The sequence below is a fragment of the Treponema berlinense genome (assembly GCF_052273165.1).
GTDB classification, from domain to species: Bacteria; Spirochaetota; Spirochaetia; order Treponematales; family Treponemataceae; genus Treponema_D; species Treponema_D berlinense_A.
In genome coordinates, this window is record NZ_DAVZIU010000006.1 from 18356 (window position 1) to 45330 (window position 26975).

25 protein-coding genes are annotated in these 26975 nt (G+C 39.3%); 18 read left to right on the top strand and 7 right to left on the bottom strand.

The window, feature by feature from the left end:
- Positions 1 to 278 precede the first annotated feature (278 nt).
- On the top strand, positions 279 to 641 hold the full coding sequence (locus ACT6XC_RS03485; protein ID WP_443740814.1) for a hypothetical protein: 363 nt from the start codon (positions 279 to 281) through the stop codon (positions 639 to 641).
- Positions 642 to 806: 165 nt separating this feature from the next.
- On the opposite strand, the gene ACT6XC_RS03490 is transcribed toward ACT6XC_RS03485, so the two are convergent.
- A complete protein-coding gene (locus ACT6XC_RS03490) occupies positions 807 to 1196 on the bottom strand; it encodes an isoamylase early set domain-containing protein (RefSeq protein WP_443740815.1) in 390 nt (129 codons plus the stop codon).
- A 237-nt stretch (positions 1197 to 1433) separates the two neighbouring features.
- Here ACT6XC_RS03490 and metK point away from each other — a divergent pair, with 237 nt between their 5' ends.
- From metK to ACT6XC_RS03520, 6 genes are all read left to right on the top strand, one after another.
- Positions 1434 to 2645 carry a methionine adenosyltransferase gene (gene metK / locus ACT6XC_RS03495; RefSeq protein ID WP_443738809.1) on the top strand — a complete coding sequence of 404 codons (1212 nt, stop codon included), beginning with the start codon at positions 1434 to 1436 and terminating at the stop codon, positions 2643 to 2645.
- Between the two features lie 113 nt (positions 2646 to 2758).
- On the top strand, positions 2759 to 3448 hold the full coding sequence (locus tag ACT6XC_RS03500) for a YoaK family protein (RefSeq protein ID WP_443740816.1): 690 nt from the start codon (positions 2759 to 2761) through the stop codon (positions 3446 to 3448).
- Positions 3449 to 3475: 27 nt separating this feature from the next.
- Entirely contained in the window at positions 3476 to 4120 is a 645-nt protein-coding gene (gene nth / locus ACT6XC_RS03505) for an endonuclease III (protein ID WP_443740817.1), read from the top strand.
- Positions 4121 to 4181: 61 nt separating this feature from the next.
- Positions 4182 to 5078 carry a mechanosensitive ion channel family protein gene (locus tag ACT6XC_RS03510; RefSeq protein ID WP_443740818.1) on the top strand — a complete coding sequence of 299 codons (897 nt, stop codon included), beginning with the start codon at positions 4182 to 4184 and terminating at the stop codon, positions 5076 to 5078.
- 12 nt (positions 5079 to 5090) lie between these two features.
- Positions 5091 to 6470 carry an MATE family efflux transporter gene (locus ACT6XC_RS03515; RefSeq protein ID WP_443740819.1) on the top strand — a complete coding sequence of 460 codons (1380 nt, stop codon included), beginning with the start codon at positions 5091 to 5093 and terminating at the stop codon, positions 6468 to 6470.
- 297 nt (positions 6471 to 6767) lie between these two features.
- Positions 6768 to 8267, top strand: a complete 1500-nt coding sequence (locus ACT6XC_RS03520; RefSeq protein WP_443740820.1) for an NAD(P)H-hydrate dehydratase — start codon at positions 6768 to 6770, stop codon at positions 8265 to 8267.
- Between the two features lie 26 nt (positions 8268 to 8293).
- Here the strand turns inward: ACT6XC_RS03520 and ACT6XC_RS03525 are convergent, their stop codons facing one another.
- From ACT6XC_RS03525 to ACT6XC_RS03540, 4 genes are read right to left on the bottom strand one after another with little or no spacing between them, the layout of a single operon-like run.
- Positions 8294 to 9241 carry an RluA family pseudouridine synthase gene (locus tag ACT6XC_RS03525; RefSeq protein WP_443740821.1) on the bottom strand — a complete coding sequence of 316 codons (948 nt, stop codon included), beginning with the start codon at positions 9239 to 9241 and terminating at the stop codon, positions 8294 to 8296.
- Between the two features lie 24 nt (positions 9242 to 9265).
- Complete coding sequence (locus ACT6XC_RS03530; protein WP_273329324.1) at positions 9266 to 9466, bottom strand: SlyX family protein; 201 nt, start codon at positions 9464 to 9466, stop codon at positions 9266 to 9268.
- A 17-nt stretch (positions 9467 to 9483) separates the two neighbouring features.
- Positions 9484 to 10161 (bottom strand): hypothetical protein, encoded by a 678-nt coding sequence (locus ACT6XC_RS03535; protein WP_443740822.1) that lies wholly within the window; start codon positions 10159 to 10161, stop codon positions 9484 to 9486.
- A gap of 22 nt (positions 10162 to 10183) precedes the next feature.
- Positions 10184 to 11305, bottom strand: a complete 1122-nt coding sequence (locus tag ACT6XC_RS03540; protein ID WP_443740823.1) for a C40 family peptidase — start codon at positions 11303 to 11305, stop codon at positions 10184 to 10186.
- Positions 11306 to 11492: 187 nt separating this feature from the next.
- Between ACT6XC_RS03540 and ACT6XC_RS03545 the strand changes: the two genes are divergently transcribed.
- The 4 genes from ACT6XC_RS03545 (at position 11493) to ACT6XC_RS03560 (ending at position 16543) form a co-directional block, all read left to right on the top strand.
- Entirely contained in the window at positions 11493 to 13214 is a 1722-nt protein-coding gene (locus ACT6XC_RS03545) for a GGDEF domain-containing protein (protein ID WP_443740824.1), read from the top strand.
- Between the two features lie 97 nt (positions 13215 to 13311).
- Positions 13312 to 14076, top strand: coding sequence for a protease inhibitor I42 family protein (locus ACT6XC_RS03550; RefSeq protein ID WP_443740825.1), 765 nt, complete (start codon positions 13312 to 13314; stop codon positions 14074 to 14076).
- A 1-nt stretch (position 14077) separates the two neighbouring features.
- Positions 14078 to 14785, top strand: coding sequence for a tRNA 2-thiocytidine biosynthesis TtcA family protein (locus ACT6XC_RS03555; protein ID WP_443740826.1), 708 nt, complete (start codon positions 14078 to 14080; stop codon positions 14783 to 14785).
- 126 nt (positions 14786 to 14911) lie between these two features.
- Positions 14912 to 16543, top strand: a complete 1632-nt coding sequence (locus tag ACT6XC_RS03560) for an MBL fold metallo-hydrolase RNA specificity domain-containing protein (protein ID WP_443740827.1) — start codon at positions 14912 to 14914, stop codon at positions 16541 to 16543.
- A gap of 100 nt (positions 16544 to 16643) precedes the next feature.
- On the opposite strand, the gene ACT6XC_RS03565 is transcribed toward ACT6XC_RS03560, so the two are convergent.
- Together ACT6XC_RS03565 and ACT6XC_RS03570 are read right to left on the bottom strand one after the other, a co-directional pair.
- The gene (locus ACT6XC_RS03565; protein ID WP_443740828.1) at positions 16644 to 16946 is read right to left on the bottom strand and encodes a type II toxin-antitoxin system YafQ family toxin; all 303 of its coding nucleotides are present in this window, start codon (positions 16944 to 16946) and stop codon (positions 16644 to 16646) included.
- The gene (locus ACT6XC_RS03570; RefSeq protein ID WP_443740829.1) at positions 16946 to 17212 is read right to left on the bottom strand and encodes a type II toxin-antitoxin system RelB/DinJ family antitoxin; all 267 of its coding nucleotides are present in this window, start codon (positions 17210 to 17212) and stop codon (positions 16946 to 16948) included. Before ACT6XC_RS03570 ends, ACT6XC_RS03565 begins: the two co-directional genes overlap by 1 nt.
- 372 nt (positions 17213 to 17584) lie before the next feature.
- Between ACT6XC_RS03570 and ACT6XC_RS03575 the strand changes: the two genes are divergently transcribed.
- The 7 genes from ACT6XC_RS03575 to ACT6XC_RS03605 all read left to right on the top strand — a co-directional run bounded on the left by ACT6XC_RS03575 (position 17585) and on the right by ACT6XC_RS03605 (position 26970).
- Complete coding sequence (locus tag ACT6XC_RS03575) at positions 17585 to 19789, top strand: pectate lyase family protein (protein WP_443740830.1); 2205 nt, start codon at positions 17585 to 17587, stop codon at positions 19787 to 19789.
- A 324-nt stretch (positions 19790 to 20113) separates the two neighbouring features.
- The gene (locus ACT6XC_RS03580) at positions 20114 to 21607 is read left to right on the top strand and encodes a pectate lyase family protein (RefSeq protein WP_443740831.1); all 1494 of its coding nucleotides are present in this window, start codon (positions 20114 to 20116) and stop codon (positions 21605 to 21607) included.
- A 35-nt stretch (positions 21608 to 21642) separates the two neighbouring features.
- Positions 21643 to 22551 carry a patatin-like phospholipase family protein gene (locus tag ACT6XC_RS03585; protein ID WP_443740832.1) on the top strand — a complete coding sequence of 303 codons (909 nt, stop codon included), beginning with the start codon at positions 21643 to 21645 and terminating at the stop codon, positions 22549 to 22551.
- A 230-nt stretch (positions 22552 to 22781) separates the two neighbouring features.
- On the top strand, positions 22782 to 23945 hold the full coding sequence (locus ACT6XC_RS03590) for an ABC transporter substrate-binding protein (protein WP_443740833.1): 1164 nt from the start codon (positions 22782 to 22784) through the stop codon (positions 23943 to 23945).
- 134 nt (positions 23946 to 24079) lie between these two features.
- The gene (locus tag ACT6XC_RS03595) at positions 24080 to 24991 is read left to right on the top strand and encodes a branched-chain amino acid ABC transporter permease (RefSeq protein WP_277075869.1); all 912 of its coding nucleotides are present in this window, start codon (positions 24080 to 24082) and stop codon (positions 24989 to 24991) included.
- Positions 24992 to 25012: 21 nt separating this feature from the next.
- On the top strand, positions 25013 to 26137 hold the full coding sequence (locus ACT6XC_RS03600; protein WP_443740834.1) for a branched-chain amino acid ABC transporter permease: 1125 nt from the start codon (positions 25013 to 25015) through the stop codon (positions 26135 to 26137).
- The gene (locus ACT6XC_RS03605; RefSeq protein WP_288516835.1) at positions 26134 to 26970 is read left to right on the top strand and encodes an ABC transporter ATP-binding protein; all 837 of its coding nucleotides are present in this window, start codon (positions 26134 to 26136) and stop codon (positions 26968 to 26970) included. The genes ACT6XC_RS03600 and ACT6XC_RS03605 overlap by 4 nt, the downstream gene beginning before the upstream one ends.
- Positions 26971 to 26975: the final 5 nt, after the last annotated feature.

The window sequence follows — 26975 nt, forward strand, 5'->3', positions numbered from 1 at the left end:
GGAGCACACCGCACTGTCTAACCGGCTTTTCAGGGTTCCGCTAACGCTCCATCCGCCACGGCGGACGCTTACGCCCTTCCAATCCGGGCTACAAGCCCGGTCGTGCGCTTTAGCGCACATAAAAAATAAACGGGTTTTGCGTAAGCAAAAGCCGCAGCATGCGCGAGCATGCAAGCATCCGGGCTACAAGCCCGGTCGTGCGCTTTTATATTTTCCTCAATGAAATGACAGGATTTTTTTTCTAGTTTATAATGTTTGGCGGTTGGGAGGTCTTTTTTATGACTGGGTATGACAAAATTGCTATTTTGCTTGCGGAATTGGGAAATGGCGCGCGCGAGGCTGTTCTTGAAAAGCTTAATTTTTCTTCTGAACAACTTAAAAAAATCAGTGTTGCTACTAAAAAACTTCGCAGTTATGACGGAAAAATTTACAACCCTAAAGATAAATCTCAGGTAAACAGAGAAGTTGCCGTTCTTGAAGAACTTAAAAGTTTTGGTGAGCTTCGTGGAATTTATAAGGATGTTCCGCATGGATTTATAAAAACTGCTGCTTCTGAAGAAGAAAAATTCAGGCAGTCGGTTATGGCAAATCCTGAGGCGATTGCTCAGGCTCTTGGAAAATGGTTAAAATCTGACGATTAAATTAAGGTAGCAGGGATAGGAAGGGGCGCGCAGCGCGTGTTTTTGCCTGCAAAAATACCGGAGGCGAAAGCCGTAGCCCTGGATAGCCCGGTTTTTGCGAACGCAAAAAGCTACCCAACATAAAAAAACGGTCAAAATGCAATGTGCGCTTTGACCGTTTTTTGTTTAGTTTTTTGCAGCAGATTTTTTAGTTGTTTTTTTTGCAGCCGTTTTTTTTGCCGCAACTTTTAAATTTGCTTCTGAAGGAATACAAATTACAACTGAATTGTCTGTGTTTGAAAAAGGCGCTGGAATATATTTGTCGGCTTTCCAGTCATTTTCCCAGCGGGTTCCGTCCATAAGATAGCGGTACTGGTATTCTTTTCCGGCATCGAGTTCGAGTGTTACAGAGAAAGAACCGTCTTTTGATTTTTTGAGGTGAGTTTCTGTTGAACTCCAGCTATTAAAATCTCCGGCAAGAGATACAGTTGTTGCATCCTGTGCGGCATCTTTTTCAACAATGAAAGTCACTTTGCATTTTGTTGCGTCTGCTGAATAAACTTTTTTTAATGCCATGACATTCTCCTTTAAAAGTATATTTACCCTAAAAACTTGCGTTTTACGGGGCATTTTAAAAACTATTTGCTATAAATTCATTTAAAAGTATACAACTTATTGTCCGACTTGCCAATAAATTATATATTAAAAAGTAAATAGATAAAAATAAAAAATTTCCGCCGATTTAACCTGAATTGCAGAGCGGAGACCAGTTTTTTTTGAGCTGGCAAATCTTGCTAAAATGGAGGCTCGGCTATGAGCAGTCTTTCTAACAAAAATCACTATTTATTTACATCTGAGTCGGTTGGCGAAGGTCATCCGGATAAACTTTGTGATCAGGTTTCTGATGCTGTTTTGGATTATTGTCTTTCGCTGGATCCTGATGTTCACGTTGCTTGTGAATCTTTTTCTACAACGGATTTTTTACTTGTTGGTGGCGAAATTGGTTTTCAGAATTACAAGGTAAATCCTAAAGAATTTAATGCAAGCATTGAAAAAATTGCACGTCAGGTTGCTGTTGATATTGGTTATACTTCGCCAGAAGTTGGCCTTGACGGCAGAAACTGTCTTTTTATGAACCGTCTTCACGCTCAGTCTGCGGACATAAATCAGGGCGTTGTCGGTAAAGGTCTTGATGAATACGAAGGTCAGCAGGGGGCTGGAGATCAGGGAATGATGTTTGGTTTTGCCTGCAATGAAACTCCATCGTTAATGCCTGCGCCTATTTATTATTCGCACCAGATTCTTTTAAAAGCAAATGAACTTCGTCATAACGGAGCAATTACCTGGCTTAGACCTGATGCAAAATCTCAGGTTACTGTTGAATACGATGAAAATCACAAGCCGGTTCGTGTTGACACGGTTGTTGTTTCTCATCAGCATGAGCCAGAAGTTGATTATGCGACAATTAAAGAAACTATTATCAACCAAATTGTAAAACCTGTTCTTGAACCAACTGGACTTTTGGACGCAAATACCAAATTTTTTATAAATCCGACTGGAAAATTTGTAATTGGCGGTCCAGATGGAGATTCTGGTTTAACCGGTCGAAAAATCATTGTTGATACTTACGGCGGAATGGGTCGTCATGGCGGCGGAGCTTTTTCTGGAAAAGATCCTTCTAAAGTTGACCGCTCGGCTGCTTATATGGCACGCTATATTGCAAAAAATGTTGTTGCCGCAGGACTTGCCGAAAGAGTAGAAGTTGAACTTGCATATGCAATTGGAGTTCCGTTCCCTGTTTCGATTCTTGTGGAAACTTTTGGAACTGAAAAGGCGGAGCGTTCAAAAATTGTTGCTGCCGTAGAGAAAATTTTTGATTGCACGCCGGCTGGAATTATCAAAACTTTGAATTTGAAACAGCCGATTTACAGAAAAACAGCGTCTTATGGACATTTTGGACGCGAAGGTTTCCCGTGGGAAAAAACAGACAAAGTTGAAGAACTAAAAAAAGAGGTGTTGCGTTAGCGCTGGGAGTGGCGGAGTTGTGGAGCGGTTGAGTTTGCGAAACTGCTCCGCAATGAGCGTAGCGAACCACGGACATAGCGACCTGGCAGAATGCCAGGGAACGCCAATAAAAAATGAAGTCAAAAACTGTTGAAATTGATTCGAGAATTACGCCACAAGCAAAACGGGACGCACATATTCATTATATTGTTGCTTTTTGCGGTGGTTTTTTGACGGTTTTTCCGCTGGAGAATATTGTAAAGAGTTTTGGTTCTTCTCAGACAACGCATTTGATTGAAATGGTGCGACTTTTGATTGGAAAAGACTGGTTTGAACTTGGACTTAGGTTTTTAGGCGTTTTGGTTTTTGCGATCCCGATTTTTTTTGTTACTTTTGCAAAAGAGCACTCAAAAATTAATGTAAAATATCTGGCTCTTTTGGTTGATGTGGCGATGGGCTTTTTAATGTGGCTTATGCCGACGAATTTGCCAAAGGTTGTTTATCTTTATCCTACTTTTTTTGCAATGTCGCTTCAGTGGAGCAGTTTTTCAGGAAGTTACGGTTATGCTGCTTCGACGAATTTTTGTACGAATAATTTTAAGCAGACAATCAGCGCATTGACGGAATATTTTTGTAACGGAAAAAGTGAATTTAAATTGAAGGCGCAGTTTTATGGCGCAGTTCTTGCAGGCTATTATCTTGGAATTTTTGCTGGATTTAAGCTTTTTGAAAAACTCGGAAATTTTTGTTTTACGCTGGTTACGATTCCTTGTGCGATAATTGCGATTTTGCTTGCGACTTTTCCAAAGGATTCTGCAAAATAGTTTTTGTGATTTTGTAAGGTTGAAAAAATGATTCTTTCAAAGCAGCAGATTGTTGAAATTATGGAACGTTTTAAGGTTCAAAATCCGAATCCAAAGAGCGAACTTGATTTTAAGAATCCGTTTACTTTGCTTGTTTCGGTGGTTTTGAGTGCTCAGGCAACCGACAAATCTGTAAATTTTTATACAAAACCGCTCTATGAAGTTGCCGACAGTCCTCAGAAAATTCTTGCTCTCGGCCAGGAAAAATTGATTGAGTTTATAAAACCCATCGGTTTATGGAAAAATAAATCTAAAAACATAATTGCTCTTTCTAAAAGACTGATTGAAGTTTTTGGCGGTATTGTTCCGGATTCCAGAGAAAAACTTATGTCTTTGCCGGGAGTTGGAAGAAAAACTGCGAATGTTGTTTTGAATGTGGTTTTTGGTCAAAATACAATGCCAGTCGACACTCATCTTCTGCGGATTTGTCCGAAGATTGGGCTTGCAGAAGGCACAACTCCGGAGCAGGTTGAAAATTCACTTTTAAAGAATATTCCTAGCGAATATTTGCAATATGCTCATCATTGGCTTTTGCTTCACGGTCGCTATGTGTGCACAGCTCGAAATCCAAAGTGCAATGAATGTTTGATAAGAGATTTGTGTCTTAACGGCAGCAGTCTTAAAGGCGATTGATTTTTGAATTGATAAATTATTGTAAAAAGTTTTAATATTTTTTGTTGGAGACATAATAGAAATGGAAGAAAACGTAATTGCGGAAGCAGCAAACGGTGCGATTGCGCTTGCAAATGGAACAGCAAATGAAGTAAAGTCGCTGTTCCATCTCGACGAACTGTCAGCTTATTTTACCTGGGCAAACCTTGCAAAAGTGATTACAAGCGTTGTGGCAATTCTTATTTTCTGGGTATTCTATCGCATAATCCGGCATTTTGTAAAAAAAACGGCTTCAAAAACTTTGCAGAAAAAAACAGTTTTGCTTATTGAAAAAGCGATCAGTTATTGTTTTTACGTTTTAATCGTAATGTATGTTCTCGGACTTTTTGGAATTAAATTGAGCGCAATCTGGGGTGCTGCGGGAATAGCTGGAGTTGCAATTGGTTTTGCGGCGCAAACTTCCGTAAGCAATTTGATTTCCGGTCTTTTTGTCGTTACCGACAAGGCAATGAAAATCGGCGATTTTATCGAAGTTGACGGAATTTCTGGAACGATTGACTCAATAGGAGTAATTTCTATAAAAATTCATACTGGCGACAATCAGCTTGTGCGAATTCCAAATTCAACAATCATCAACACAAAACTAAAAAATTATTCGGCTTTTCCGTACAGACGCTACACTTTTGAAACCAGTGTTGATTATGACAGCGATTTTGACAAGGTTATGGAAGTTGCAAAAACTGTTCCTGCACGCTGTCCGACTGTTGTGCTTGATAAACCAGAGTATTCTCCAAAAGTTCTTTGGACAACCCACGGAGCCAGTGGAGTGAATTTGAACATTATCGTTTGGAGCAAGAGAGAAGATTTTTTGCAGACGAAAAGCGATATTGCAATAAATACTTTAAAAGCTTTTAACGAAGCTCAAATCAATATTCCATTTAACCGTATGGACGTTGCAATTTTAAACGAAAAAAAATAGGAAGTGAATTGAATGCAAAGTCAGGCGAAACCAGTAAATCAGCTGTTCAGTAAGAATTTTCTCAATCGCTTAATTTGGCCTTTGGTTGCAGAGCAATTTTTGGCAATGACAATCGGTGCTTGTGATACAGTTATGGTTTCCTCTGTCGGAGAAGCTGGCGTTAGCGGAGTAAGTTTGATTGATCAACTTGGACAGCTTGTAATTCAGCTTTTTGCGGCATTTGCTACAGGTGGAGCGGTGGTTGCAAGCCAGTACCTCGGTCATAAGGAACAAAAAAAGGCCCAGGCTTCTGCAAAACAGCTCTTAAATTTGTGCGTGATTGCTGGAGCTTTTTTTATAGCGATATGTCTGCCTTTGCGCCGGATTATTTTGAACGGAATTTTTGGCGCTCTTGAACCGCAGATTATGGATAATGCTCTAACTTACTTTGTCTGGATTTTGTTTAGTTTTCCGATGCTTGGAATTTATAACAGTTGCGCCGCGTTGTGCCGGGCAATGGGAAACAGCAAAATAAGTTTAAAAGTCAGCCTTATAATGAATTTGACAAATATTGCCGGAAACGCGATTTTGATTTACGGAGCAAAAATTGGAGTTGCAGGAGCAGGAATTTCAACCCTCGTAAGCCGCGGAATTGCCGCCGTTGTAATGCTTTGCATTTTAAGCCAAAAAAAATGGCCGCTTTTTTTAGAAAAAATCTGGAAGCCGCAGTTTGATTTTACGCTCATGGGACGAATTTTAAAAATTGCAGTTCCGAGCGGAATTGAAAATTCTGTTTTTCATATCGGAAAAACACTTGTCTATTCGTTTATGTCCACTTTTGGAATTACGGTAATTGCTGCAAATGCAATTACAAATACAGTTGCAAGTTTTTCAAATATTCCAGGAAACGCAATCGGTCTTGCAAGCGTAACAATTGTCGGACAGTGCATTGGTGCTGGCGAAAAAGAACAGGCAAAATCTTATGGCCGAAAGATGATGCTTTTGTCTTATGGCGGAATGTTTGTTACGGCAATTGTGGTTTTTGGACTTGCACCATTTGTTACAAAAATTTTCAATTTGACGCCACAAGCTCAAAATTTGGCCGTGTTTGTAATTCGTGCTTGTATGGTTGCAAACATATTTTTCTGGCCAATGAGTTTTACAATGCCAAATATTCTTCGTGGAGCAGGCGATGCAAAGTACACAATGATAATTTCAAACATAAGCATGTGGCTTTTCCGCGTTCTTGGCAGTTTTTTGATTTCAAAATGGATTTTGCTCATTTATCCGGGAAACACACAATTTGCGTTTTTTGGTATTTGGATTGGAATGTTTTTGGACTGGATTTTCCGCGGAATTATGTTCTACGTGCGTTTTTGTGGCAAAAAATGGCTTGAAAAAAAAGTAATTTAAAAATTTTTGGAGCACAATTAGCGCAAAAGAAAAGTTTGTCAGTCAGAACCGTCCAGTTGTCGCAAAAACCGGCTTTCCAGGGTTCCGCTAACGCTCCATCCGCCAAAAAGCGGACTGCGCCCTTCCAATCCGGGCTGTAAGCCCGGACGTGCGCTAAAGCGCACACGAAAAAAAACGGGTTTTGCGTAAGCAAAAGCCGCAGCATGCGTGAGCATGCAAGCATCCAGGCTGCAAGCCCGGACGTGCGCTAAAAATTAGTTTTTCACATTTTTTGTTTTTTCGTGCTATAATTTTTTTATGCAAAAAATGTTTTATGATACGCGCACTTTGGATTGCGCCTGCCGGCAAAGATATGCTCTTTCCGAAGAAATTATGATGGAAAATGCTGCTGCTGCCCTTAAAGACGAAATTTGCTCTATCTCGCTTACCAGAAAAATTCAAAAAGTTTTGATTTTGTGCGGTAGTGGCAATAACGGAGCCGACGGCTATGCGCTTGCCAGACTGATTTCTAGTTCTTTTAAAACCTGTGTTTTTGAATGCAGCAAGCCTTCGTCTTCTCTTTGTGTTTTGCAGGCTGAACGCGCAAGGTTGTGCGGAGTTTCGGTTTTTGAAGCGGACAGTTTTTTTGCAGAAAATTTGGATTCGGTTGTTGTTGTAGACTGCATTTTTGGAAGCGGTTTTAAAGGTGGATTTACCGATCAAACAGGCGAAAAACTCATTAACCTTCTTGCTTTTGTAAATTCTTCAGAATGTTTAAAAATTGCCTGCGATGTTCCGACAGGACTTCATGCCGACGGAACTTTGGCGCAATCTGTTTTTAAGGCGGATGTTACTCTTACAATGGGAGCGCAAAAATTCTGTCTTTACAGTGACATGGCAAAAAATTTTACAGGAAAAATAAAGGTTTGCGAACTTGGTATTTCGAGAGAACTTTTTGAAAAATCTGCTGAAAATTTAGAAGAAAGAAAAAAAAATCTTTTTCTTCTTGAACAAAAAGATATGATTTTGCCGTACCGAACGGATAATCTTGTAAATAAAGGAAGCTTTGGAAACGCTTATATTGCATGTGGCGAAAAATCTGGGGCGAGCATTATTGCAGCAAATGCCTGTCTGAAATTTGGAGCAGGTCTTGTAACTCTTATTCGTCCAGATGAAAATTTTTCAAAAACTCCAATTCCCGGTCTTTCGATGGAATTTCTTGTAACAAATAATTTTGGACCACGAATTAGCGCGCTTTGCGTTGGAATGGGACTTGGCTATGACGAAAAAATCACTGAATTTTATGCAAAGTTTCTTTTGCATTCGCCAGATGTGCGTTGTGTGCTCGATGCAGATATTCTATATTCTCCACTGCTTCTTGAAATTTTGGAGCGGCGTCCAAAAGGCTGTGTTTTGACTCCTCATCCAAAAGAATTTTCCGAACTTCTGCGTCTTTGCGGTTTTGGAAATTACAGTGTCGATGAGTGTATTTTTCGGCGGGCGGAACTTGTCGAAAAGTTTTGTCGGCGTTTTCCAGAATCTGTTTTGGTTGCAAAAGGCGCAAATTCTGCTATCGGTGTGTTTACCGCAAAAGAAGATTTTAATCTTTTTATCGACAGTTTCGGTTCTCCGGCACTTGCAAAAGGTGGTAGCGGAGATGCACTTGCAGGAATGATTTGTGCGCTTTTGGCTCAAAATTACGAAGCAAAAGATGCCGCAATAACAGCCTGCCTTGCTCATTCTCTCGCTGCCTGCAAAATAAAAAATAATTTTGCTCTTACACCGATGGATTTAATTCAAAATATTGGAGAATTATAGAAAAATTGAACGCAAAACGTCTGGTTTTATTTTCTGCCTTTTTTTCCTGCTTCAATAAAATTCATATGGGCGCGGTCTTTTTTGCTTAGGCGTTTTTGACCTAAGTCCAGTGAATTTTCGTGTCTTCCATGAAAACGTTCGCCTTTTTTATCGAAAGAATTTTTCAATGATTCAATCCAGAGCGGAGTTTTTGGATTTGGATCGCCTTTTTTTACGTATTCGAGCCAGGTTTCTGGTTCAGAAACTTCAAATTTCATTTTTTCGCCCGTAAACGGATGGACAAATTCCAAAGTTCTAGCGTGAAGGCAAAGTCTGCCAAAATGGTCTGTTCTAGCCCTGTAATTTTCGTCTCCTGCAAGAGGATACCCTTTTGACGCAAGATGAGCTCGAATCTGGTTCTTTTTTCCAGTATCGAGCGAAAGTTCAAAAAGCGTATGTGTTGGGCCTGACTGCAAAATTTTATAATTTGTGCGTGCCGGAACAGTTTTTAAACGGCGGTTTTCGCCATAAGAGTCGGAATTGTTTTCGGATTCTCTTGGAACAAAGCCAACGTTGTGTGCGTTAAATGCAAGCTCGTCGTCGATTAAACCGCAATCCGGCAAGATAAGTTTTTTGCTACGCGGATTTTCTGCAACTGCGCGGTAAAGCCGTTCTGTTACCATTTGATGCCAGGTGTCCATAATTTTTTTCTGCGCATTTTCGGTAAGAGCAAAAATCATTACACCGGAAGTGTCGCGGTCAAGACGGTGGACAGCAAACGGTCTGTGCGAACTGCTGAAAGTTCCGTTTTTGTGCATAATTTCTTCGAGAATGTTTTGTGCCGTTCTGATTCGGCTTCCAGGATACGGAACGCTGAGCAAACCGGAAGGCTTGTTGATTACGCAGATTGTTTCGTCTGAATAAAGAATTTCAATTTTTTCGTGGCCAAAATCTTTTTTTGTTTTGGCATTTGTGTGTGCACTTAAATTTGCCATAGTCCTGTCCTTCGATTAAAAAATCTAGTAATGAGGCGGTTTCCTGTTTGGAATTTCGATATTTTCCGACAAATCCATAATTCTGCTTGAAAGAATTTTGTTTTCTTCGCGCAGAATTTCAATTAATTTTTGTTGCTCTACGACTTCGTTCTGAAGTTTGTTGATAAAATCGTCCATAAAAGCAATCTTTGTTTCGAGAGCAATAAAGCGGTTTTCTGTGTCCATAGTTTTATTTTAACGAATTACCACGAAACTGACCACGATTTTTGTTCGTTGAGTGTTAAAAGTTCTCCAAGTTGGATTTTTTGAGAGAGAATTTTTCTTGAATCAGGACTTTTTAATTCAATTTGAAGATTTTGAGAAACAATTTGTTTTGCCAAGTCCGGACCGTAGACAAAAGAAAGAAGATTTTCGTATTCCTCAACGTTCATTTTTTCGTCATTAAGACACGGAATCATCAAAAGATCAAAATAGCCCTGGGTTTCTTCGTCCAGTTTTTCGTAAATTGACTTGAATTGTTCCGGTCCCAAAGAAAGAGTGAGCGAAGACTGAGTTTTTGAAAGAATTTTTGATGAAGCAAGAAGAGATTTAGAAAGATTTTCGATTTTTCCAAAAGCGCTTGTTTTTCCGTCCTTTTCGACATTTGCAGAAACATTTTTTGCACCAGCGGAAATCAGGAAATTTTCAAGTTCTTGTTTTGAAAAGAGAGTTGAATTTGTGTTTTCGGTCAAACCAGAGTTTTCCTGAGTAAGATCTAAAAATTCCTTAAAAGCAGAGTTTGCTGACAGCGAAAAATTTGCCGAAAAAACTATTGTTGTGGCGTCGGAATTTTCTGCTTTGACAGAAATTGAAGGTGAACACGAAATTAAAAAAAGAGAAAAACTGATAAGAGCAAAAAATTTGGTTTTAAAAAAATTCATAAATCCCTCAAAAAACTTCTCTTTATTTAATCAATTCGCGTAACGGAATAGTTACACGTATGCCAGAAGAAAAAACGAGTCCAGTTGCAAAACTTTTAAGAGCGTTCAATGCACTTCCATCGGTGTCGTTAAAAACCGTGTAGTGAATGTCTTGCTCAAAACTTATGTTGGTTTTTCCGGCTTTAAACGAAGGTGAATTAAAACTGATTCCCAAAATTCCTGGAAAAACAGAGGCTTTTATTCTTTCGTCGTTGTTGCCTGGAAGATACGGAGTTCCGATTGTAAAGACAGGACCTGCAAAAATCCGCATATAGTCGGTCATCGTAAGGCTAAAAATCAATGGCAATTGAATTACGCCAGTTCCACTGTCCCAACGCACCGTTGTTCCGATTCCTGGTTTTAGATTTTTTCCTTCGTAAGTTGCATGCACGGTTCCAGCAATCCCGCGGAAAGTAAGCATAAAATTGTCAGGAGTAAAAAAGTTCCAGTCAAGACAGAACATTCCATCCAGGACGATTTTGTCTGTAAAACTTCCATTTTGACGGCTTGTCTGGTGAGGATTGTTGTTTTTTCTGGAAAAACCAGCTTTAGAAACCGATTCGGAGTTTTTGATGGAAGAAGTGTTGTTTTCGGCTAAAACTTTTGAAGGCGGTAAAAACCGGCCAGTTTTGTAATATTTTCCTTTCCAATAATTTTCTTTAAGCGAACTTAAAATTACGCCAGTGTTTGGACCGTCAGAAGCCGCATTTAAAAACTGACCGTTTCCAATGTAAATTCCAACATGGCTCGGATCTCCAGTGGCTGTTGTTCTAAAAAAAACTAAATCTCCTGGTTCACGTTCAGATTCATCAATTATTTTACAAAACGAATAAATACTTTTTACAGTTCTTGGCAACTGATAACCGATAGATTCTCTTGCAACCGTATAAATCAATCCTGAACAGTCAAAAGAATTCGGACCAGTTGCGCCATTTACATAAGGACGACCAATGTATTTTTTTCCGTAATCAACAAAAGTCTGTCGGTTTGCAGCAGCGTTTTCTTCGTTGGCCGCCATTGTCTGCGCACATAGTCGCGGAGTAAACAAAATAAAAGCGCCAAGCCAAAACCATACAACCAGTCGATTTCTGTCATTTCTCGTCATAGTTTAATTATCGTAAAAAAACAAAGCCATAACAAGCAAAATGAACGATTTTTTATTTAAGGATACAAATTTCTGTCAATATAGCAGCTGATTTTTTTGACAAAGTTATAAAAAACTTTGCTTTATATAAAATTTATGCTAAACTAAAAGGTAGAGCGCATTTTTTTTGCGGGGGGGGGGGTAATTCTTGGATGTTAAGAACGCAAGACGCATAAGTGACATCTCATTTTCCATAGACAAAGATTTAAATATAACGGCGGGAAACCGCAGTTTTTCCATTTTCCTTCGCAAAACAGAGGTTTCTGGCATAAATCTTTCCGAATTTCTTTCAGAAAATGATGCAGAAAATTTTAAGCATTTTCTTTCAAGTTTTAATCCTCAAGTTCTAAACGAATCCGCTAATTTTGTTGCAAAACTTAGGGCACGAATTTATTTAATAACCTGCATTTTTACAGTTATAAAGGCAGGCGAAAATCTTTTTGAAGTAAGTGTTGAAGAACTTTCGTATTCGCGGGAACTTTTGGACAAGGCACTTTTAGAAAGCCGGGAATATTCGACTCTCTTACAAAATTTTGATGCATATTATTTTGTTTACGAGCATGAAAGATTCACCGTAAAAAACACAAAAGATCTTAATACGCTTTTTGTCGGAAATTGCGATGAGTTTAAAGAATATTTCGAGAATTTTTTTCATCTTAACAAGTCATTCACACAAGAAAGTAAACAACTTATTGCCATGCTTGCAAATATCCGCAACCTGGAAACCGGCAAATATTACAATTTTTTGCAGACAGACAAAAAATTGCTTACGGTTCATACGCTTCGGGCGAGTACGCGCAAAAAGACAATTGTTGTCGGCAGCGTAAATTTTGGACAGAAAATTGCACCGGCAGAAAATGCTTATGTTGAAAGCCACGACGGTTTAACTGGACTTTACAATAAAAAGGCAATAACCGAAATTGCAGTCAAAAAAATCAATGAGCAGAAAGTTCCGTGTTCAATGATTATAATTGACGTTGACCATTTTAAGGAATGTAACGACACTTTTGGTCATAATTTTGGCGACAGGGTTCTTGCTTCGGTTGCCAGTTGCATAAAAGATGCAATCGGCACGAAAGGAATTGCAGGAAGAATTGGTGGCGATGAATTTTTGGTTTTGCTTGACTTAACTGAAGAAGACGATATTCGCAATATTACGCGGAACATTCGCACTGGAATTCAGTGGAATATTACTTCAATTGAACCTGGAAGCACCGTAACCTGTTCAATGGGAGTTGCAAGATTTCCAGTGAACGTAAAAGATTATGATTCGCTTTTTAACCTTGCTGACAAATGCCTTTACATTGCTAAAAACAAGGGACGCAACTGTTATATAATCTATAAACCTGAACTTCATGACTGCATTTTTATTCAGAACAGACAGAACGAAAGCAAAATTGCAAGCGGACAGCTTTACAACGAAGCGGCGGACGATGTATTTGAAATTTTAAAAGCAATTCGCGAAAAAAGGAGAGAAGACGAATTGCAGCCGATTCTTCAAAAATTGGTCGATTATCTCGGCATAAGCACGATTATGATTTACGATTCAGCACACCGCCTTTATTGCAGTGCAGGCCATACAGAAAAGAATTTTAGGGAAGAAGCATTAAAGCAGGAAAACTATTTTTCGTTTTTTAATAAATTTGATTATCTACACTTAGATAATACGAACGTTTTGGATTCGGTTTCGCAGGAAAAATATGTTTTTTATCAAAAAAATTGCATATCATCAACTTTAGAAGTCTTATGCAATAAAAAAACGCTGATTTGTTTTGACGTTTTTAAACCTGCACGAACCTTTCCAAAAGACAGAGTTATTTTTATGCTGGTAGTTGCGCGGCTTTTGGTAAGTGCTTTTAATATTGGCTAAACTCGTAATAAAATAATTGTAATAACTGTTGCTCTCCAGAAGAGTTTTTGTTTATTTTATATAACTGTATATAAAATAAATTTAACGAGGTAACAAAATGAAAAAAACACCAGCATTATTCAGTTTGATTTGTGCAGGAATTGCAGCCTTTGCAGTAAGTTCATGTGCTTCAACAAAGAGTAGCTTGAGCGAAAGCAATTCAAAAGAACTAAAAATAGTTCTTGAAGGAAACGCAACGACCGGATATTCCTGGGAAAATACACTTACAAATGAAGAAATTGTGAGTGTAAAAGAAAAAGTAACATATCTTGGAAAAGACGGAAGCACAGGTGCGCCTTCAAAATTTGAATATTCACTAAAAGCCTTAAAAGACGGAACTACAGATTTAATTTTTGTTTACAAACGTCCTTTTGAAGCAGATGATGCGCTTGATACAATAGTTTATAAAATCGAAGTAAAAAATGGAAAAATTCTAGCTCAGGGCACAATCGAAGGAAACTGGAGAATAAATTCTTTTTACAAAAACGATGAAGCACAGGCGATTTGCGATGTTGTCCTCAACTTAAAAAAAGAAAAGGACGGTTTTTTTGTTGCTGGAGAAGCTGGAGTTAATATTTTTAACGGAAATATAAAACTTTTAGGAAATCTTGGAAAAGACGAAGGCGGTTTTGCCTTGACCAAAATGATGGGACCGGCAGACGCAATGTCTTTTGAAGACAATTACATCCAGCTTTTTAACGGAGATTTTTATGTAATTCCGGCAGTTAAAAACGGAACAGAAATTCTTACAATTGCAAATCTAAAAAACGGTTTGTCGGCAGAATATCGCCTTGTAAACGAACCATTGGTAGAAAGACAGTAAAATGCCGCAGCCTTTTTTATACAATCTGATTGATAAGGCAGTTTTTGACTATAAACTGATTGAAAAAGGCGATAAAATTCTTGTGGGTGCATCTGGAGGAAAAGACTCCACTGCACTCATAGAGTATTTTGCAAACCGTCAAAAAAGAAAAAATGCCGATTTTGAATTTTTGGCATTGAATATTCAGACTGATTTTGGCGGCGGACTTCCACCTAACATTCAGGCGCTTTTTAAGGAGTGGAATGTTCCTGTAGAATCTATTTTTGTAGATGTGACAGGACGCTTGAGTGACGGTTATAAAATGAGCTGTTACTGGTGTTCAAACTTGCGCCGAAAAGAACTCATTAACTTTGCGGTAAAAAATGGATTCAACAAAATTGCTCTTGGACATCATCTTGACGACATTTTGGAAACTCTGCTGATGAATGTCTTAAATAAAGGTGAGCTCAGCACAATGACGCCTTCCCTAAAACTCGAAAAATACCCTGTAAAAATTATTCGCCCGCTTTGTTACGCTGGTGTGCAGACAATCGTTGAACACTCAAAAAAAGGCGGCTATTTTGGCTGGACATGTACCTGTACTTATCAGGATAACAGCACAAGAAAAGATGCCCGTCGCCGTCTTGAACTTTTGACTGGCGGAGACAGAAAAAAGAAAGAAAGATTCTTTAAAGCGCTAAAAAACATAAGACCAGAATATTTACCATAAAAGAAATCTGTCATAAAAAAATCTTGAGAATTTGTTTTTTCGGATTTAAAATTGAGTAAAAGAAATCTTAAAATTTAAAAAAGATTAAATGCTGTCAATTTTGGCGATTTTTTCTTGGGAGGTTTTATGTCAGTTGTTTGTTATTCTCTCGGTGCGGCTCAAGAAGTGACTGGTTCAAAACATATTTTTGAAATTGATGGCCGGGCTTTTATGGTTGATTGCGGGGCTTTTCAGGGAAAACGTGCCGTTGCCGATGCAAAAAACCGGAATTTTGAAATTCCAGTCGACAAAATCGAAACCGTAATTTTAACGCATGCTCATTACGATCACTGCGGACTTTTGCCAATGCTCGCCAAAAAAGGCTATGACGGTAATATTTACGCAACTCCTGCAACACGCGACCTTGCCGACCTTGTAATGATGGATTCAGCAAGAATTCAGGCACGTGATGCCGAATATCTTCGCAAGCAGGCTCAAAAAAAAGGCGAAAAATTTACATGGCAGCCGCTTTTTAATGAAAAAGACTGCATTAAGGCAGAAAATCAGATTGTAACTCTCGGATATAACCGCCAGATGTATATTGCGCCCGATGTAGAACTCGAATTTTTTGACGCAGGACATATTTTGGGTTCGGCATTTGCGTTTATAACGATAAAAGGTCAGCGTGGCGCATCAAAAAAAATAGATTCGATAAACAAAATAAATATCTGGAACAAACTTTTTGGCTGGAAAAATTCGATTTCAGAAAGACGGGCAGAAAGGCTTGCAGAAAATGAAGACACCGATAGACGCAAAACTGCCGACAGGCGGAAAGCCACCGCAGAAGAGCAGGCTCAGTATTCGGGGATTGAACGCCGTTCTGGCTACGACCGCCGCGAAGGAAAAGACGAACTTCGGATTCTTTACACAGGTGATTTGGGACGTTCTTCAAAACCGATTATCCGTGATCCAAGCGTAAAAATTCCTGCACCAGACTACATTTTTTTGGAAAGCACTTACGGTAACCGCAAACACGAAGGCACAGAAATTGCCATGGAAGAACTTCGAAAAGTGGTTCGCCGGGCAATCGACCGTAAAGGAAAAATCATAATTCCGTCATTTGCAATTGAGCGCACTCAGGAAATTGTTTATTACCTCCATATGCTTGTAGACCAGCGAAAAATTCCTTCGATTCCAATTTATGTGGATTCGCCAATGGCAGTAAACGCAACAAGTATTTTTCAGGTACATCCGGAATGTTACAGCCGCGAAGTTGAAGAAGCCTTCCTTGACAGGCACAAAAATCCATTTGGCTTTGACCAGTTAAGTTTTGTTACTAGCGTTGACGAATCAAAGGCATTGAACCAAAAATCCGGACCAATGATTATAATTTCGGCGGACGGAATGTGCGAAGCTGGACGTGTTGTGCATCATCTTGCAAACAATATAAGCGACCCGAAAAACACAATTTTGATAGTCGGTTATATGGCAGAAAACACGCTTGGCCGAAGAATCCGTGATGGAGCAAAAGAAGTAAAAATTATGGACGAATGGTATCAGGTAAATGCACATGTTGAAACAATCAACGCATTTTCTGCCCATGCCGACTACGAAGAAATGGTAAAATGGCTCAAACAGGTTGATACAAGCCGCCTTAAAAAAATCTATCTGGTTCACGGCGAAAAAGAAGCCCAGGAATATCTGCAAAACTATCTGAAAGAAAACGGATACAAGCACGTTCAGATTGTAAAATACGGTGAAACTTACGAACTGGCGTAATTTTTAAGTATTTTTGGCGTTGTGGCTTTTCTTGTGGGAATCGCCGTACTGCGCAATCTGCCCGTGCACAAAATCAATGTATTCCTTTGAAGTCGCCATATTATTTTCCAAACAAGTCGGCGTGTGTTCCAGTGCGCGAAAGCTCCAGCACAAGAACTTCTCCTTTTTTCTGGTAAATCAAAAGCCAGTCGCTTCTGATGTGACATTCCCTATGGTTTGCCCAGTTTCCCTCCAGCGCATGGTCGTGGTATTTTTCATCCAAGGGAAGGTCGTTCGCGAGTTTTTCCACGATTTCGGCGAACAAGTTCAAGTCATAATGGCGTTTTGCCGCTAGTTTCATATCTTTTTTCATTGCCGAAGTGAATTTTACTTCATATTTTGTTCTTTTTGTTGAAAATTCCATTATTTTAACAGCGCCTCCATCAAGTTCTGAACATTGTTATATCCCTTCACATTCGGATCGTCCGCAATCCTGTCGCCTTCCTTCATCGCCTTTATCGTTTTGCGGTTCGGCCTGTCAACACCGATTTCAAACGGAATTCGCCCCTCGCGGATAACCTGCTTCGTAAAAACATTGTAAAGCCCCGAAACCGTCATTCCAATCTGCTCGCAGAAAGTCGCAATGTCCTTTTTGTCCTGGTCATCAAGAGTAATTGTAAGATTCGCCATATTTTCCTCCAAATTAAAAAAAAACAAGTGTTTACACATCGAATATAAGTGAATTTTATGTGTTTTTCAAGTGATTTTTTTATCTGGGTGGCTTTCCAGGGGGCCGTACGCACTTTGTGCTATCTCCATTCTTCCGCTCTCACATACGTTACGCTTCATAACGCGCTTTCTGTGCGCTACTTCCACCGCTAACGCATTTTTTGTGTTTTCAAAAAATCTTAAATAACAGTTAATTCTCCCTTATAAAGCATATTTTATATAAAAATACGAGGTTTTATATAGAAAATCGACATTTTCTTGATTATCATCAGAATTATAGGAAAGAGTAAACTCAATCAATACGACAGAATTTTATTTCTAACGAGGTAATCGATGAAAAAAAACTCTCAAAAAAGAAAATTCGGCACAATTTTATTAAGTCTTGCCGCATTATTTGCAGTGCTTTTTTCGACAGTAGCCTGCAAGACAAACAGTGACGAAGATGAATTGAACAGCGTGACAATTAGTCCTTCAGAAGCGACAATAAACGCAAATGAACAGACTTCGCTCTCTGCAAAGGTTGACAAAAAAGGCTCTGGTACTCCAGTTTATAAGTGGGAAATTACATCTGGCAGCGAATACGCAAAACTTGAAAATGCAACTTCTTCAACTTGTGTTGTTACCGGCAAAAACACAACAGCAAGTGCTCAGAGCGTAAAAGTAAAATGTACTGTAACATTTGCTTCGAACACAAAATCTGCAGAAGCAATCGTAACTGTGAGCGCAGCAAACGCAGAATTAAAAAGTGTTTCGATTGCGGGTTCAGAAGAAATTGCATCAAAAGCAGAAACAGATCTTACGGCAACTCCGGCTTTTACTGTTGAAGGAGTTTCACCAGTTGTAACTTATACTTGGGAAATCATCGAAGGTGGCGACTATGCAATTCTTTCTTCAACAACAGGAAGTTCTGTTACTCTTACAGGAAAAAATACAACTGGGTCTGAACAGAGTGTAACTGTAAAAGTAAGTGCAACTTACGGCGGAACAACTAAGGAATCAACAAAAACTGTAAAAATTCTTGCAGAAGGACAGACGGTAGAAAACAAGGTTACTTCTGTAAGTGTTAGCGCAGAAATAAGCTCGATTGCTTGCGACGGAAACACAACCTTAACCGCAAAAGCAGAATATTCTGGCAATCCTGAAATCTCTTATACTTGGGAAATCATCGAAGGTGTCGAATACGCAACGCTTTCTTCAACAACAGGAAGTTCTGTTATTCTTACAGGAAAAAATACAACTGAGTCTGATCAGAGTGTAACTGTAAACGTAAGTGCAACTGACGGAACAAATACAGAAACTGCTACAAAAACTGTTACAGTTCAAAAGAAAGTTGCTGCTACAGGGAATGTTATAAAAGCAAGTGATGTGCCTGAAGGTTTTGCTTCAATTGATGTTTCAAAATTTGCAACTGTAAGAGAAGTTTCAACAAAAGCAGAGTTAGTTTCATATGCTAAAAAGGGTGGTCATTTGATTTACATTACAAAAGATATTGATATGACAGAAGGTATGTTACCGACAACTCCCGGCGGAACAACTTCGGCTCTGGATTCTTTTGTTAAAACAAATACTAGCAGTAAATACTCAACTTATGAAAGTTTCAAGACGGCTTATGCAAAAAGCTGTTCTTCAACTACAGAGGATAAATCTTCTTCAAGCCCAGAGTCTTCCCTTGGTTCAACTTTGTGGTCTTTGAACAGAACATATGGTAATTCAATAAAAATCGATGTTAAGTCCAATACTGCTATTATTGGCGTCGGCGATGTATCAATCAAGGGCGGTTCAGTAAAAATTGGAAGTGGCGTAAGTAATGTTGTAATTCGAAATATCAATTTTAAAGATGCTTATGATCCTTTCCCTCATCATGAAAAGGATGACGGCTTTAATGCTCAGCATGATAATGTTGTAGTTGAAGGGGCTTCAAATGTATGGATAGATCATTGTACTTTTGAAGATACAATGTATTACTCAAAAGTTACAATTTCTGACGGTAGCGAAGAAAAATGGCAGACTTACGACGGTTTGTGTGATATAAAAAGTTCATCCAAGAATGTTGTAGTTTCTTATAATATTTTCAAAAATCATGACAAAACTATGTTGATAGGGTCAAGTAAATCTGACAAAGCTGGTGGTTACATTACAATCAGCAATAATCTTTTTTACAACTGTGGACAGCGTCTTCCATTGACTTGTTACGCAAATATGCATATTTTCAATAATTATTACAACCGTGATTCAGAAGCAAAATATTCTCAAAACGCATGTATCGCAGCACGTTATGATGTTTATACAATTGTTGCAGAAAATAATTATTTTGGAAGCAATATAAAAAAAGCGATTACTCCATCTTCAGAGGCTGCTGGTAAATGCTACCAAAGCGGCAATTATTTTGCAGAAGGTGAAAGCACGGCTTGTACTATAGATACAACTACTACAAAGCCGTTTACACCTTCTTATACTTATAGTTTACTTTCCGCAAGTGAAGCAAAAACTAATGCAGAAAGCAACGCAGGTGCCGGCACGTGGACAGTTGAACGCTAATCTTTTTGAATAAAAAAAATCCCGGCGGTGAATGTTTTGTTAAAAAAAATAAAACATTTGCCGCTTTTTTTTGTCATTTCCGTGCTTGCCGTCCATGTCATGGGGCTGTCTCAAAAGTACGAGACAGCCCCCTTGTCCTTGAACTCATGCGTAAGGGATTGTAAGGGCGGCGGAGCCGTTCGCTTGCGAATGACAACCCTGAAAAGCCCGACGGCAACTTGTTGCCGGTACGCCCAAATTTTATATTACACCTCTGGTTTTTTAAGAGCCGGAGGTGTTTTTTTTGCAGTTGTGGAGAATTCTAAAAATTTATTATAATTACAGATGGAATTTTTTGATGGGGTAGTTATGAAAATGCTTAAGAGAATCGGTATGGTTTTGGCGCTGGCTTTTTTGTTGGCTGGTTGCAGGCAGGAAGAGGATGAATTTAACGGTTTGATAATTTCTAGCGCTTATAGTTTTGTTGAAGCTGGAGGGGAAGTTTCTTTTTGTGCTGCTTTTTACAAAGATGGAAGTGCCGATTCTAGCGAAGTTGTAAATTTTTGTGTTGAAAGTGATTCGACTGGCGGCGCTTCTTTGGAAAGCAAAAGTGCAAAAAGCGGAGAATATGTTTCGCTAAAAATGGGATTGGTTGCCGGCGGTTTTGTAAAAATTGTGGCGGAATGTAATGGTTCTTCTGCGTACAAGATTTTTGGAATTAAGCCTTCTGAAGAAAGTTTGGTTTCTGACAAGGCTCTTGGTTTTGCTGGGCTTGGAGTTGATATGTCTAAAATGGTGAATAAGGTTACTGTTTCGACAGGCTCTGAATTAAAAAAATACGCGAAAATAGGCGGTTATCTGATTTTTGTACAAGGCAATATTGATATGTCGGAAGGAATGTTGCCGGCCGAAGGTTCTAAAATGGACGGTTCAAGTGCTACTGACAAAATGAATTCTTTTGTTAAGAGTAAATCTGAATATCCTACTTATGGAGAATGGATTAAAAATACGACAAATGTTTCTGCCAGTGATGATACAGAAACGACCTCGATTAGCAATGCGTATAAAAAAATTATTCAGATTACAGTTGAAAATAATACGGCAATTATTGGTTTGGACGGTGCGTGTGTTCGTGGGGGAAGTTTTAGCGTTAAAAATGTTTCTAATGTTGTTATTAGAAATATTTTGCTAAAAGATGCTGTTGATCCTTTTCCTCATTATGAAAAAGGTGACGGCTGGAATGCTCAGCACGATTTAATCAGCATTGATAAGGGAAAAAATATTTGGATTGATCACTGTACTTTTGAAGATACTCTTACACTTGGAAAAGCGGCAAATAGCGAAAAATGGCAGGTTTACGACGGTCTTTGTGATATGAAGTCTACTACGACAAATGTGACGGTTTCTAACTGCGTTTTTAAAAATCACGACAAAACTATGCTAATTGGTTCTTCTGATAAAGATGGTCAAACTGATCCGACTGCAAGAAAAATTTCGCTTTTTTACAATTACTGGCTTAATTGCGGACAGCGTTGTCCGTTTGTGAGAAATTCGCTCTGTCATGTTTTGAATAACTTTTATGACAGCGACAGCAACCGAATTTATAAAAGTCAGACTTCAATAAACGCAAGGGCTGGTTCTGTTGTTTGTGCGGAAAATAACTCTTTTGACAGTGTTGCAAGTCCAAATGAAGCCGGCGGTTCAATTTTGTATTCGCCAAACTCGAATTTTAATCCGACCGAATATTATTTATATGTTACGCTTGAAAACAAAGACGTCAAATCTTGGATAAAGAAAAATGCTGGCGCTGGAAAAGTGAACGTAAATATTGAACATTAAGTGCTTATTGCAGATTTTGAACTGGAGTTCATGATATGGAATATAATACTGACAAAAATATCAAAGGCGAGACCGTTCGTTCTGGCAATTTTCCTAAAACTGGGCTTGTGCTTGAAGGCGGTGCAATGCGCGGTATGTTTACGGCTGGCGTGCTTGATGTTCTTATGGAAAATGAGATTTATACTGACGGTGTTGTCGGTGTTTCGGCTGGTGCGGTTTTTGGCTGTAATTACAAGTCGCGGCAAATCGGACGGACGATTCGTTACAACAAGCGTTTTGCTGGCGATTGGCGGTATTGTTCAATTCGGTCGCTTCTAAAAACTGGCGACCTTTATGGCACTGATTTTTGTTATAACAGAATTCCAAATGAACTTGACGTTTTTGACCTTGAAGCTTACAAAAAAAATCCGATTCCTTTTTATGTTGTTGCAAGTGATTGCCAGACTGGTAAATGTGTTTACAAAAAACTCGAAACTTGCGGCGAAAACGACCTTAAATGGATGCGTGCGAGCGCTTCTATGCCTCTTGCGAGCCGGCCTGTCGAGGTTGACGGATATAAATTGCTTGACGGTGGCATGACAGATTCTATTCCGCTGGAATTTTTTGAAAAACTTGGTTTTTCTCGCAATATTGTAGTTCTTACTCAGCCGCGCGACTACAAAAAATCTCCGAACGCTCTTATGCCGTTTATAAAAATGTCGCTAAGAAAGTATCCGGCGCTTGTTCAAGCTATGCAAAATCGGCACAAAATGTACAACTTAGAAACTGAATATGTTTTTGAACAGGAAAAAAAAGGAAATGTTCTCGTAATTTGTCCTGAAAATCCTCTAGGAATTAGCCGTACCGAAAAAAATCCGGATGAACTTCAGCGTGTTTATGAAATTGGCCGAAACATTGCAACAAAAATGCTTTCTGAAATAAAAGAATTTATTGCCCGTAAGTGATTTCCTGACTGGTTATTTTGCATAAAAAAGAATATGAAAATTTGTGCAAGATTATAAAAATAAATTCTTGACACTAAAAAAACTAAACTGTAACATTTTTTCATAAGTTATATCGTGCACGATGTATTTTAAAGTCAACAAGGTTGTTGCGCATAAAAAGAGCTGTATAGCCCTTTATTTTATATGCGGGAAACCTTGGACAAGGGCTTCTCGCAAGAAAGGAGCCACTTATGAAAAAGATCTGGAAATTTTTTGCACTTGGAGCGGTTGCTTCAATGGCGGTTTGCAGTGCATTTGCTGCAAAACAGAAGACTATAAAGATTGGTTTTAATATTCCGTTGACAGGCGACTCGCCAAAAGTAGGTGAGGGCGCAAAGTGTGCCGGTGAGATTGTAAAGAATGAAATTAACTCTGCCGGTGGTCTGGATGTAAAAGGCACAAAATATCTTCTTGATTTTATCTATGTTGATAATGAACTTAAGGCTGACTCTGCTATAAATGTTGCGAACAAACTGATTGATATTGATAAAGTTCTTGCTTCGATTGGACCGGAAGGCTCTGGACGTGCTATTCCTGCCGGTGAAGTTTACAACGATGCAAAAGTTCCAATGATTACACCTTGGGCGACAAACCCTGCGGCTACTGCTGGCCGGTCTTATTGTTTTAGGGCTTGCTTCCTTGACCCGTTCCAGGCTCCTGTTGCTGCTAAATTTGCAAGCGAACAGTTTTCTGCTAAGTCTGTTGCCATTATCTACAATCTTGAAGATGACTACTCTAAAACTCTTGCAGAACTGTTCAAGGCTGAATGGGAAAAGAAATACGGAAAAGTTGTTGTTTTTGAGTCGTTTGGTCAAAAAGACCAGGATTTTTCGGTTCAGCTTACAAAGGTTGTAAATTCTGGCGCTGATTTTCTGTATCTTCCTTGCTATTACAACCATGTTGGTCTTATAACATCGCAGGCCAAGGATTTGGGCTGGTCTAAACCTGTTATGGGTTCCGATTCCTGGGGTTCGGCCGATCTTTTCAAACTTTCTAAGGGTGCGGTTGTTGGCGATTATTTTACAACCCATTATGCGGCAAAAGGTGCAACTGGCAAAACCAAGGAATTTATCGAAAAGTACGAAAAGGCTTATGGCTACACTCCTGACGATGTTGCCGCCCTTACATACGATGCGATTCACATTGTGTTGCAGGCGATTCAGGATGCCGGTCTTACTGGAAAAATCAAGGCTGACCGCACTAACGTTATGAAGGCTATGGGAAAAATTTCAAGCTTTGCCGGAGTTACAGGCAATATGCGCTTTACTCCAGACGGAGATCCTATTAAAGATGCTGTTGTTGTAAAAGTTACACCTGAAGGCGAGTTTGAATATGTAAAGTCATTGCAGCCATAGTTTTAGGCGCTGCTTTTTTGAGAATCTGGAATCTGCTCTTTTTGGGCTGGATTTCAGATTGCTGGATTTGGTTTTATCCGAATTGGTTTTAATCAATTAAAAACAGACACAAAAACACAAAAAGGAGACAGACTGTGACATTTTTGATTCAAAATATTTTTAATGCCCTTCAGTGGGGCAGTTTTTATTCAATTATTGCATTGGGCTATTGTCTTGTTTACGGCGTTCTCCGACTCATAAATTTTGCCCACGGAGATATTTTTATGACATCCTGCTACATCGCTTTTTTTGTTGTGGCAGGATTGACAGCGCATTTTGCGGGTCTTACAGGTATTCCTCTTTTTGTAATAACACTTGTTGCGACAGTTGCATTGACTGCTCTTCTGGGAATTGGAATTGAGCGTGTTGCTTACCGTCCTCTAAGGGCTAAGGGTGCAAACCGTCTTTATGTTGTTATTACAGCGCTGATGATAGGTTTTATTCTTGAGAACGGAAACCTCGCTCTTCTCGGAGCTTCTGCACGGAGTTTTCCGGATATTCTTCCAAAACACGTATGGAATATCGGCCCGGTTACTATTACTTCGCTCAAAGTTCTTGTAATTGTAAGCGCAGTTGTAATCTTTGCCTTGTTGCAGTTTGTTGTTCAGACTACAACTTTGGGAATGAGCATGAGGGCAATATCGTTCGATAAATTTGCTATTCCTCTTATGGGAATTCCTCTGAACACTGTAATTACTTTTACGTTCGGTCTTGGTTCTGCCCTTGCGGCTGTTGCCGGAATTCTCTTTGGAATGTCTTATCCGGTTATGGACCCTTACATGGGAATGATTATTGGTTGGAAAGCGTTTATTGCGGCTGTTGTCGGCGGAATTGGAGATATAAAAGGCGCGTTTATAGGCGGATTCCTTCTTGGTTTTATTGAAATTTTTGTTACGGCTTTTCTTCCTTCAAGCTATAAGGATTTGGTTTCGTTTGTAATTCTTCTTGTGATTCTTACTATAAAACCGACTGGCTTTTTTGGTGTGGCTAAATCGACAAAAATCTAATCTGGCGCAGGAGGTGAAAAAATGACGTTCATTAAAAATTTTAACAGTATGATGGATAGAAGATTGAATCCTTCTGTCCGTGCACAGAAACTTTTTATGCCAGTTTCGACAATTGTCATGATTCTGCTGATTACGGTTCTGGCGCATTTTGAGATTATTAACAATTATTTTCAGACGATTATCGTTACAATCTGCATAAACATAATAATGTCTGCAAGTCTTAACATTGTAAACGGCTACATGGGAGAATTCTCCTGCGGACACGGCGGCTTTATGGCGACAGGAGCTTATGTTTCGTCCGTAATTTCGCTTATTCTGTTTAAGGACGGAAATTCTATTACAGGTAGTGCTCTTTTGCCAGAAAGTCTGTCCATTCTTGGTTTTCCGCTTTCGATTATTGCCGGCGGTCTTGGAGCAATGCTCGTAAGTCTTATTGTTGCGATTCCTTCGTTTAAGACACGTGATGACTATCTTGCAATTATTACGGTTGCGGCAAACTTTATTGTAACTACAGCGATTAACAATATTCCGGCAGTAGGTGCAAGCCGTGGACTTATGGGAATGAAATCCGTTATGAGTTCAATGGCTGATGTTGTCGATGTGCCTTGGATTTTAGTTTGGGGACTTGTTTTTGCTGTTCTTTCGATTCTTTCAATTTATTATTTGATGAATTCAACTCTCGGCAAGGGAATAAGCGCCGTAAGATACGATGAAATTTCGGCAGAAATTATGTCGGTAGACACAAACAGAATGAAGCTCATTGCGTTTACTTTTAGTTCGTTCCTTGCAGGAATTGCCGGCGGTCTTTTTGCCCATCTTCTTGGTTTTATAAACCCATCGTCGTTCGGAATTATGAAGTCTACAGAATCTCTCGTCATGGTTTATTTGGGCGGAATGGGCTCGTTGAGCGGTTCTGTTCTTTCTGCTATGATTTTTACGATTTTGCTTGAACTTCTTCGTCCTGCTCAGATTTGGAAATGGGTAATAATTCCTCTTATCTTGATTTTGATAATGGAATTTCATCCGGAAGGAATTATGGGTTCAAAGGAACTTACACATTTCTTTCCGTTCCTCAAAAAACTTTTTCCAGTAAACAAAAATCAGATTAAGCCAGTGGAATTTTCTGCTAAAGGAGGTGCGGCATGAGTGGAACATTGTTAAAAATAGAGCATCTTACACACCGTTTTGGCGGGCTTCAGGCGCTTACCGACATAAATGTGGAATTGAAGCAGGGAACAATCAACGGACTTATAGGACCAAATGGAGCTGGAAAGACGACTGTATTCAATCTGGTGAGCGGATTTTATGTGCCTTCTGAAGGAACAATCACCTTTGACGGAACTAAGCTCAACGGTCTGCGTCCGCACAAGATTGCCGACCTTCATATTGGACGGACTTTTCAGAACATTCGCCTTTGGAGCGATATGACGGTTCTTGATAATATTTGTATTGCCCAGCATTCGCGTCTTGGTTTTTCGTTAAAGGATGTTTTTTTACGGACTAAGAAATACAAGTCGCGGGAAGCGGAAATTCATAAGGAAGCATGGGCGCTTCTCGAAAAATTTTCTCTTGCGGATTCTGCCCTGGATTATCCAAAAAATCTTCCGTATGGAATTCAGCGCCGTGTTGAGATTGCCCGTGCCCTGAGTTTGAGCCCGAAACTTCTTATGCTTGATGAACCAGCTGCCGGACTTTCGACTTCTGACCTTGACGGACTTATAAGTTACATAAAATGGATTCACGACACGTTCGGAGTTACAATCTGGATGATTGAACACCAGATGCAGGTTGTAAACACTCTTTGTGACAATATAAAAGTTATAAATTTTGGAAAGGAACTTGCTGAAGGAACTCCGGAAGAAATTCAGAAAAACCCGAAGGTAATCGACGCGTATCTTGGAAATTCGAAGATTGTTGAAGAGGCTGAAGCGCCTTTTAAACCAATCGAGATTGCATCTCAGAGCAGAAAACCAGAATAACGGCT

Excerpts from the sequence above, each read along its gene's own strand:
- ACT6XC_RS03570 (WP_443740829.1), bottom strand. The coding sequence starts at position 17,212 with ATGGCGAATCTTACAATTACTCTTGATGACCAGGACAAAAAGGACATT.
- ACT6XC_RS03565 (WP_443740828.1), bottom strand. The coding sequence starts at position 16,946 with ATGGAATTTTCAACAAAAAGAACAAAATATGAAGTAAAATTCACTTCG.
- ACT6XC_RS03575 (WP_443740830.1), top strand. The coding sequence starts at position 17,585 with ATGAAAAAAAACTCTCAAAAAAGAAAATTCGGCACAATTTTATTAAGT.
- ACT6XC_RS03560 (WP_443740827.1), top strand. The coding sequence starts at position 14,912 with ATGTCAGTTGTTTGTTATTCTCTCGGTGCGGCTCAAGAAGTGACTGGT.
- ACT6XC_RS03535 (WP_443740822.1), bottom strand. The coding sequence starts at position 10,161 with ATGAATTTTTTTAAAACCAAATTTTTTGCTCTTATCAGTTTTTCTCTT.
- ACT6XC_RS03500 (WP_443740816.1), top strand. The coding sequence starts at position 2,759 with ATGAAGTCAAAAACTGTTGAAATTGATTCGAGAATTACGCCACAAGCA.
- ACT6XC_RS03600 (WP_443740834.1), top strand. The coding sequence starts at position 25,013 with ATGACGTTCATTAAAAATTTTAACAGTATGATGGATAGAAGATTGAAT.
- ACT6XC_RS03490 (WP_443740815.1), bottom strand. The coding sequence starts at position 1,196 with ATGGCATTAAAAAAAGTTTATTCAGCAGACGCAACAAAATGCAAAGTG.
- ACT6XC_RS03525 (WP_443740821.1), bottom strand. The coding sequence starts at position 9,241 with ATGGCAAATTTAAGTGCACACACAAATGCCAAAACAAAAAAAGATTTT.
- ACT6XC_RS03520 (WP_443740820.1), top strand. The coding sequence starts at position 6,768 with ATGCAAAAAATGTTTTATGATACGCGCACTTTGGATTGCGCCTGCCGG.
- ACT6XC_RS03555 (WP_443740826.1), top strand. The coding sequence starts at position 14,078 with ATGCCGCAGCCTTTTTTATACAATCTGATTGATAAGGCAGTTTTTGAC.
- ACT6XC_RS03605 (WP_288516835.1), top strand. The coding sequence starts at position 26,134 with ATGAGTGGAACATTGTTAAAAATAGAGCATCTTACACACCGTTTTGGC.
- ACT6XC_RS03510 (WP_443740818.1), top strand. The coding sequence starts at position 4,182 with ATGGAAGAAAACGTAATTGCGGAAGCAGCAAACGGTGCGATTGCGCTT.
- ACT6XC_RS03580 (WP_443740831.1), top strand. The coding sequence starts at position 20,114 with ATGGAATTTTTTGATGGGGTAGTTATGAAAATGCTTAAGAGAATCGGT.
- ACT6XC_RS03530 (WP_273329324.1), bottom strand. The coding sequence starts at position 9,466 with ATGGACACAGAAAACCGCTTTATTGCTCTCGAAACAAAGATTGCTTTT.
- ACT6XC_RS03540 (WP_443740823.1), bottom strand. The coding sequence starts at position 11,305 with ATGACGAGAAATGACAGAAATCGACTGGTTGTATGGTTTTGGCTTGGC.
- nth (WP_443740817.1), top strand. The coding sequence starts at position 3,476 with ATGATTCTTTCAAAGCAGCAGATTGTTGAAATTATGGAACGTTTTAAG.
- ACT6XC_RS03550 (WP_443740825.1), top strand. The coding sequence starts at position 13,312 with ATGAAAAAAACACCAGCATTATTCAGTTTGATTTGTGCAGGAATTGCA.
- ACT6XC_RS03585 (WP_443740832.1), top strand. The coding sequence starts at position 21,643 with ATGGAATATAATACTGACAAAAATATCAAAGGCGAGACCGTTCGTTCT.
- ACT6XC_RS03515 (WP_443740819.1), top strand. The coding sequence starts at position 5,091 with ATGCAAAGTCAGGCGAAACCAGTAAATCAGCTGTTCAGTAAGAATTTT.
- ACT6XC_RS03590 (WP_443740833.1), top strand. The coding sequence starts at position 22,782 with ATGAAAAAGATCTGGAAATTTTTTGCACTTGGAGCGGTTGCTTCAATG.
- metK (WP_443738809.1), top strand. The coding sequence starts at position 1,434 with ATGAGCAGTCTTTCTAACAAAAATCACTATTTATTTACATCTGAGTCG.
- ACT6XC_RS03485 (WP_443740814.1), top strand. The coding sequence starts at position 279 with ATGACTGGGTATGACAAAATTGCTATTTTGCTTGCGGAATTGGGAAAT.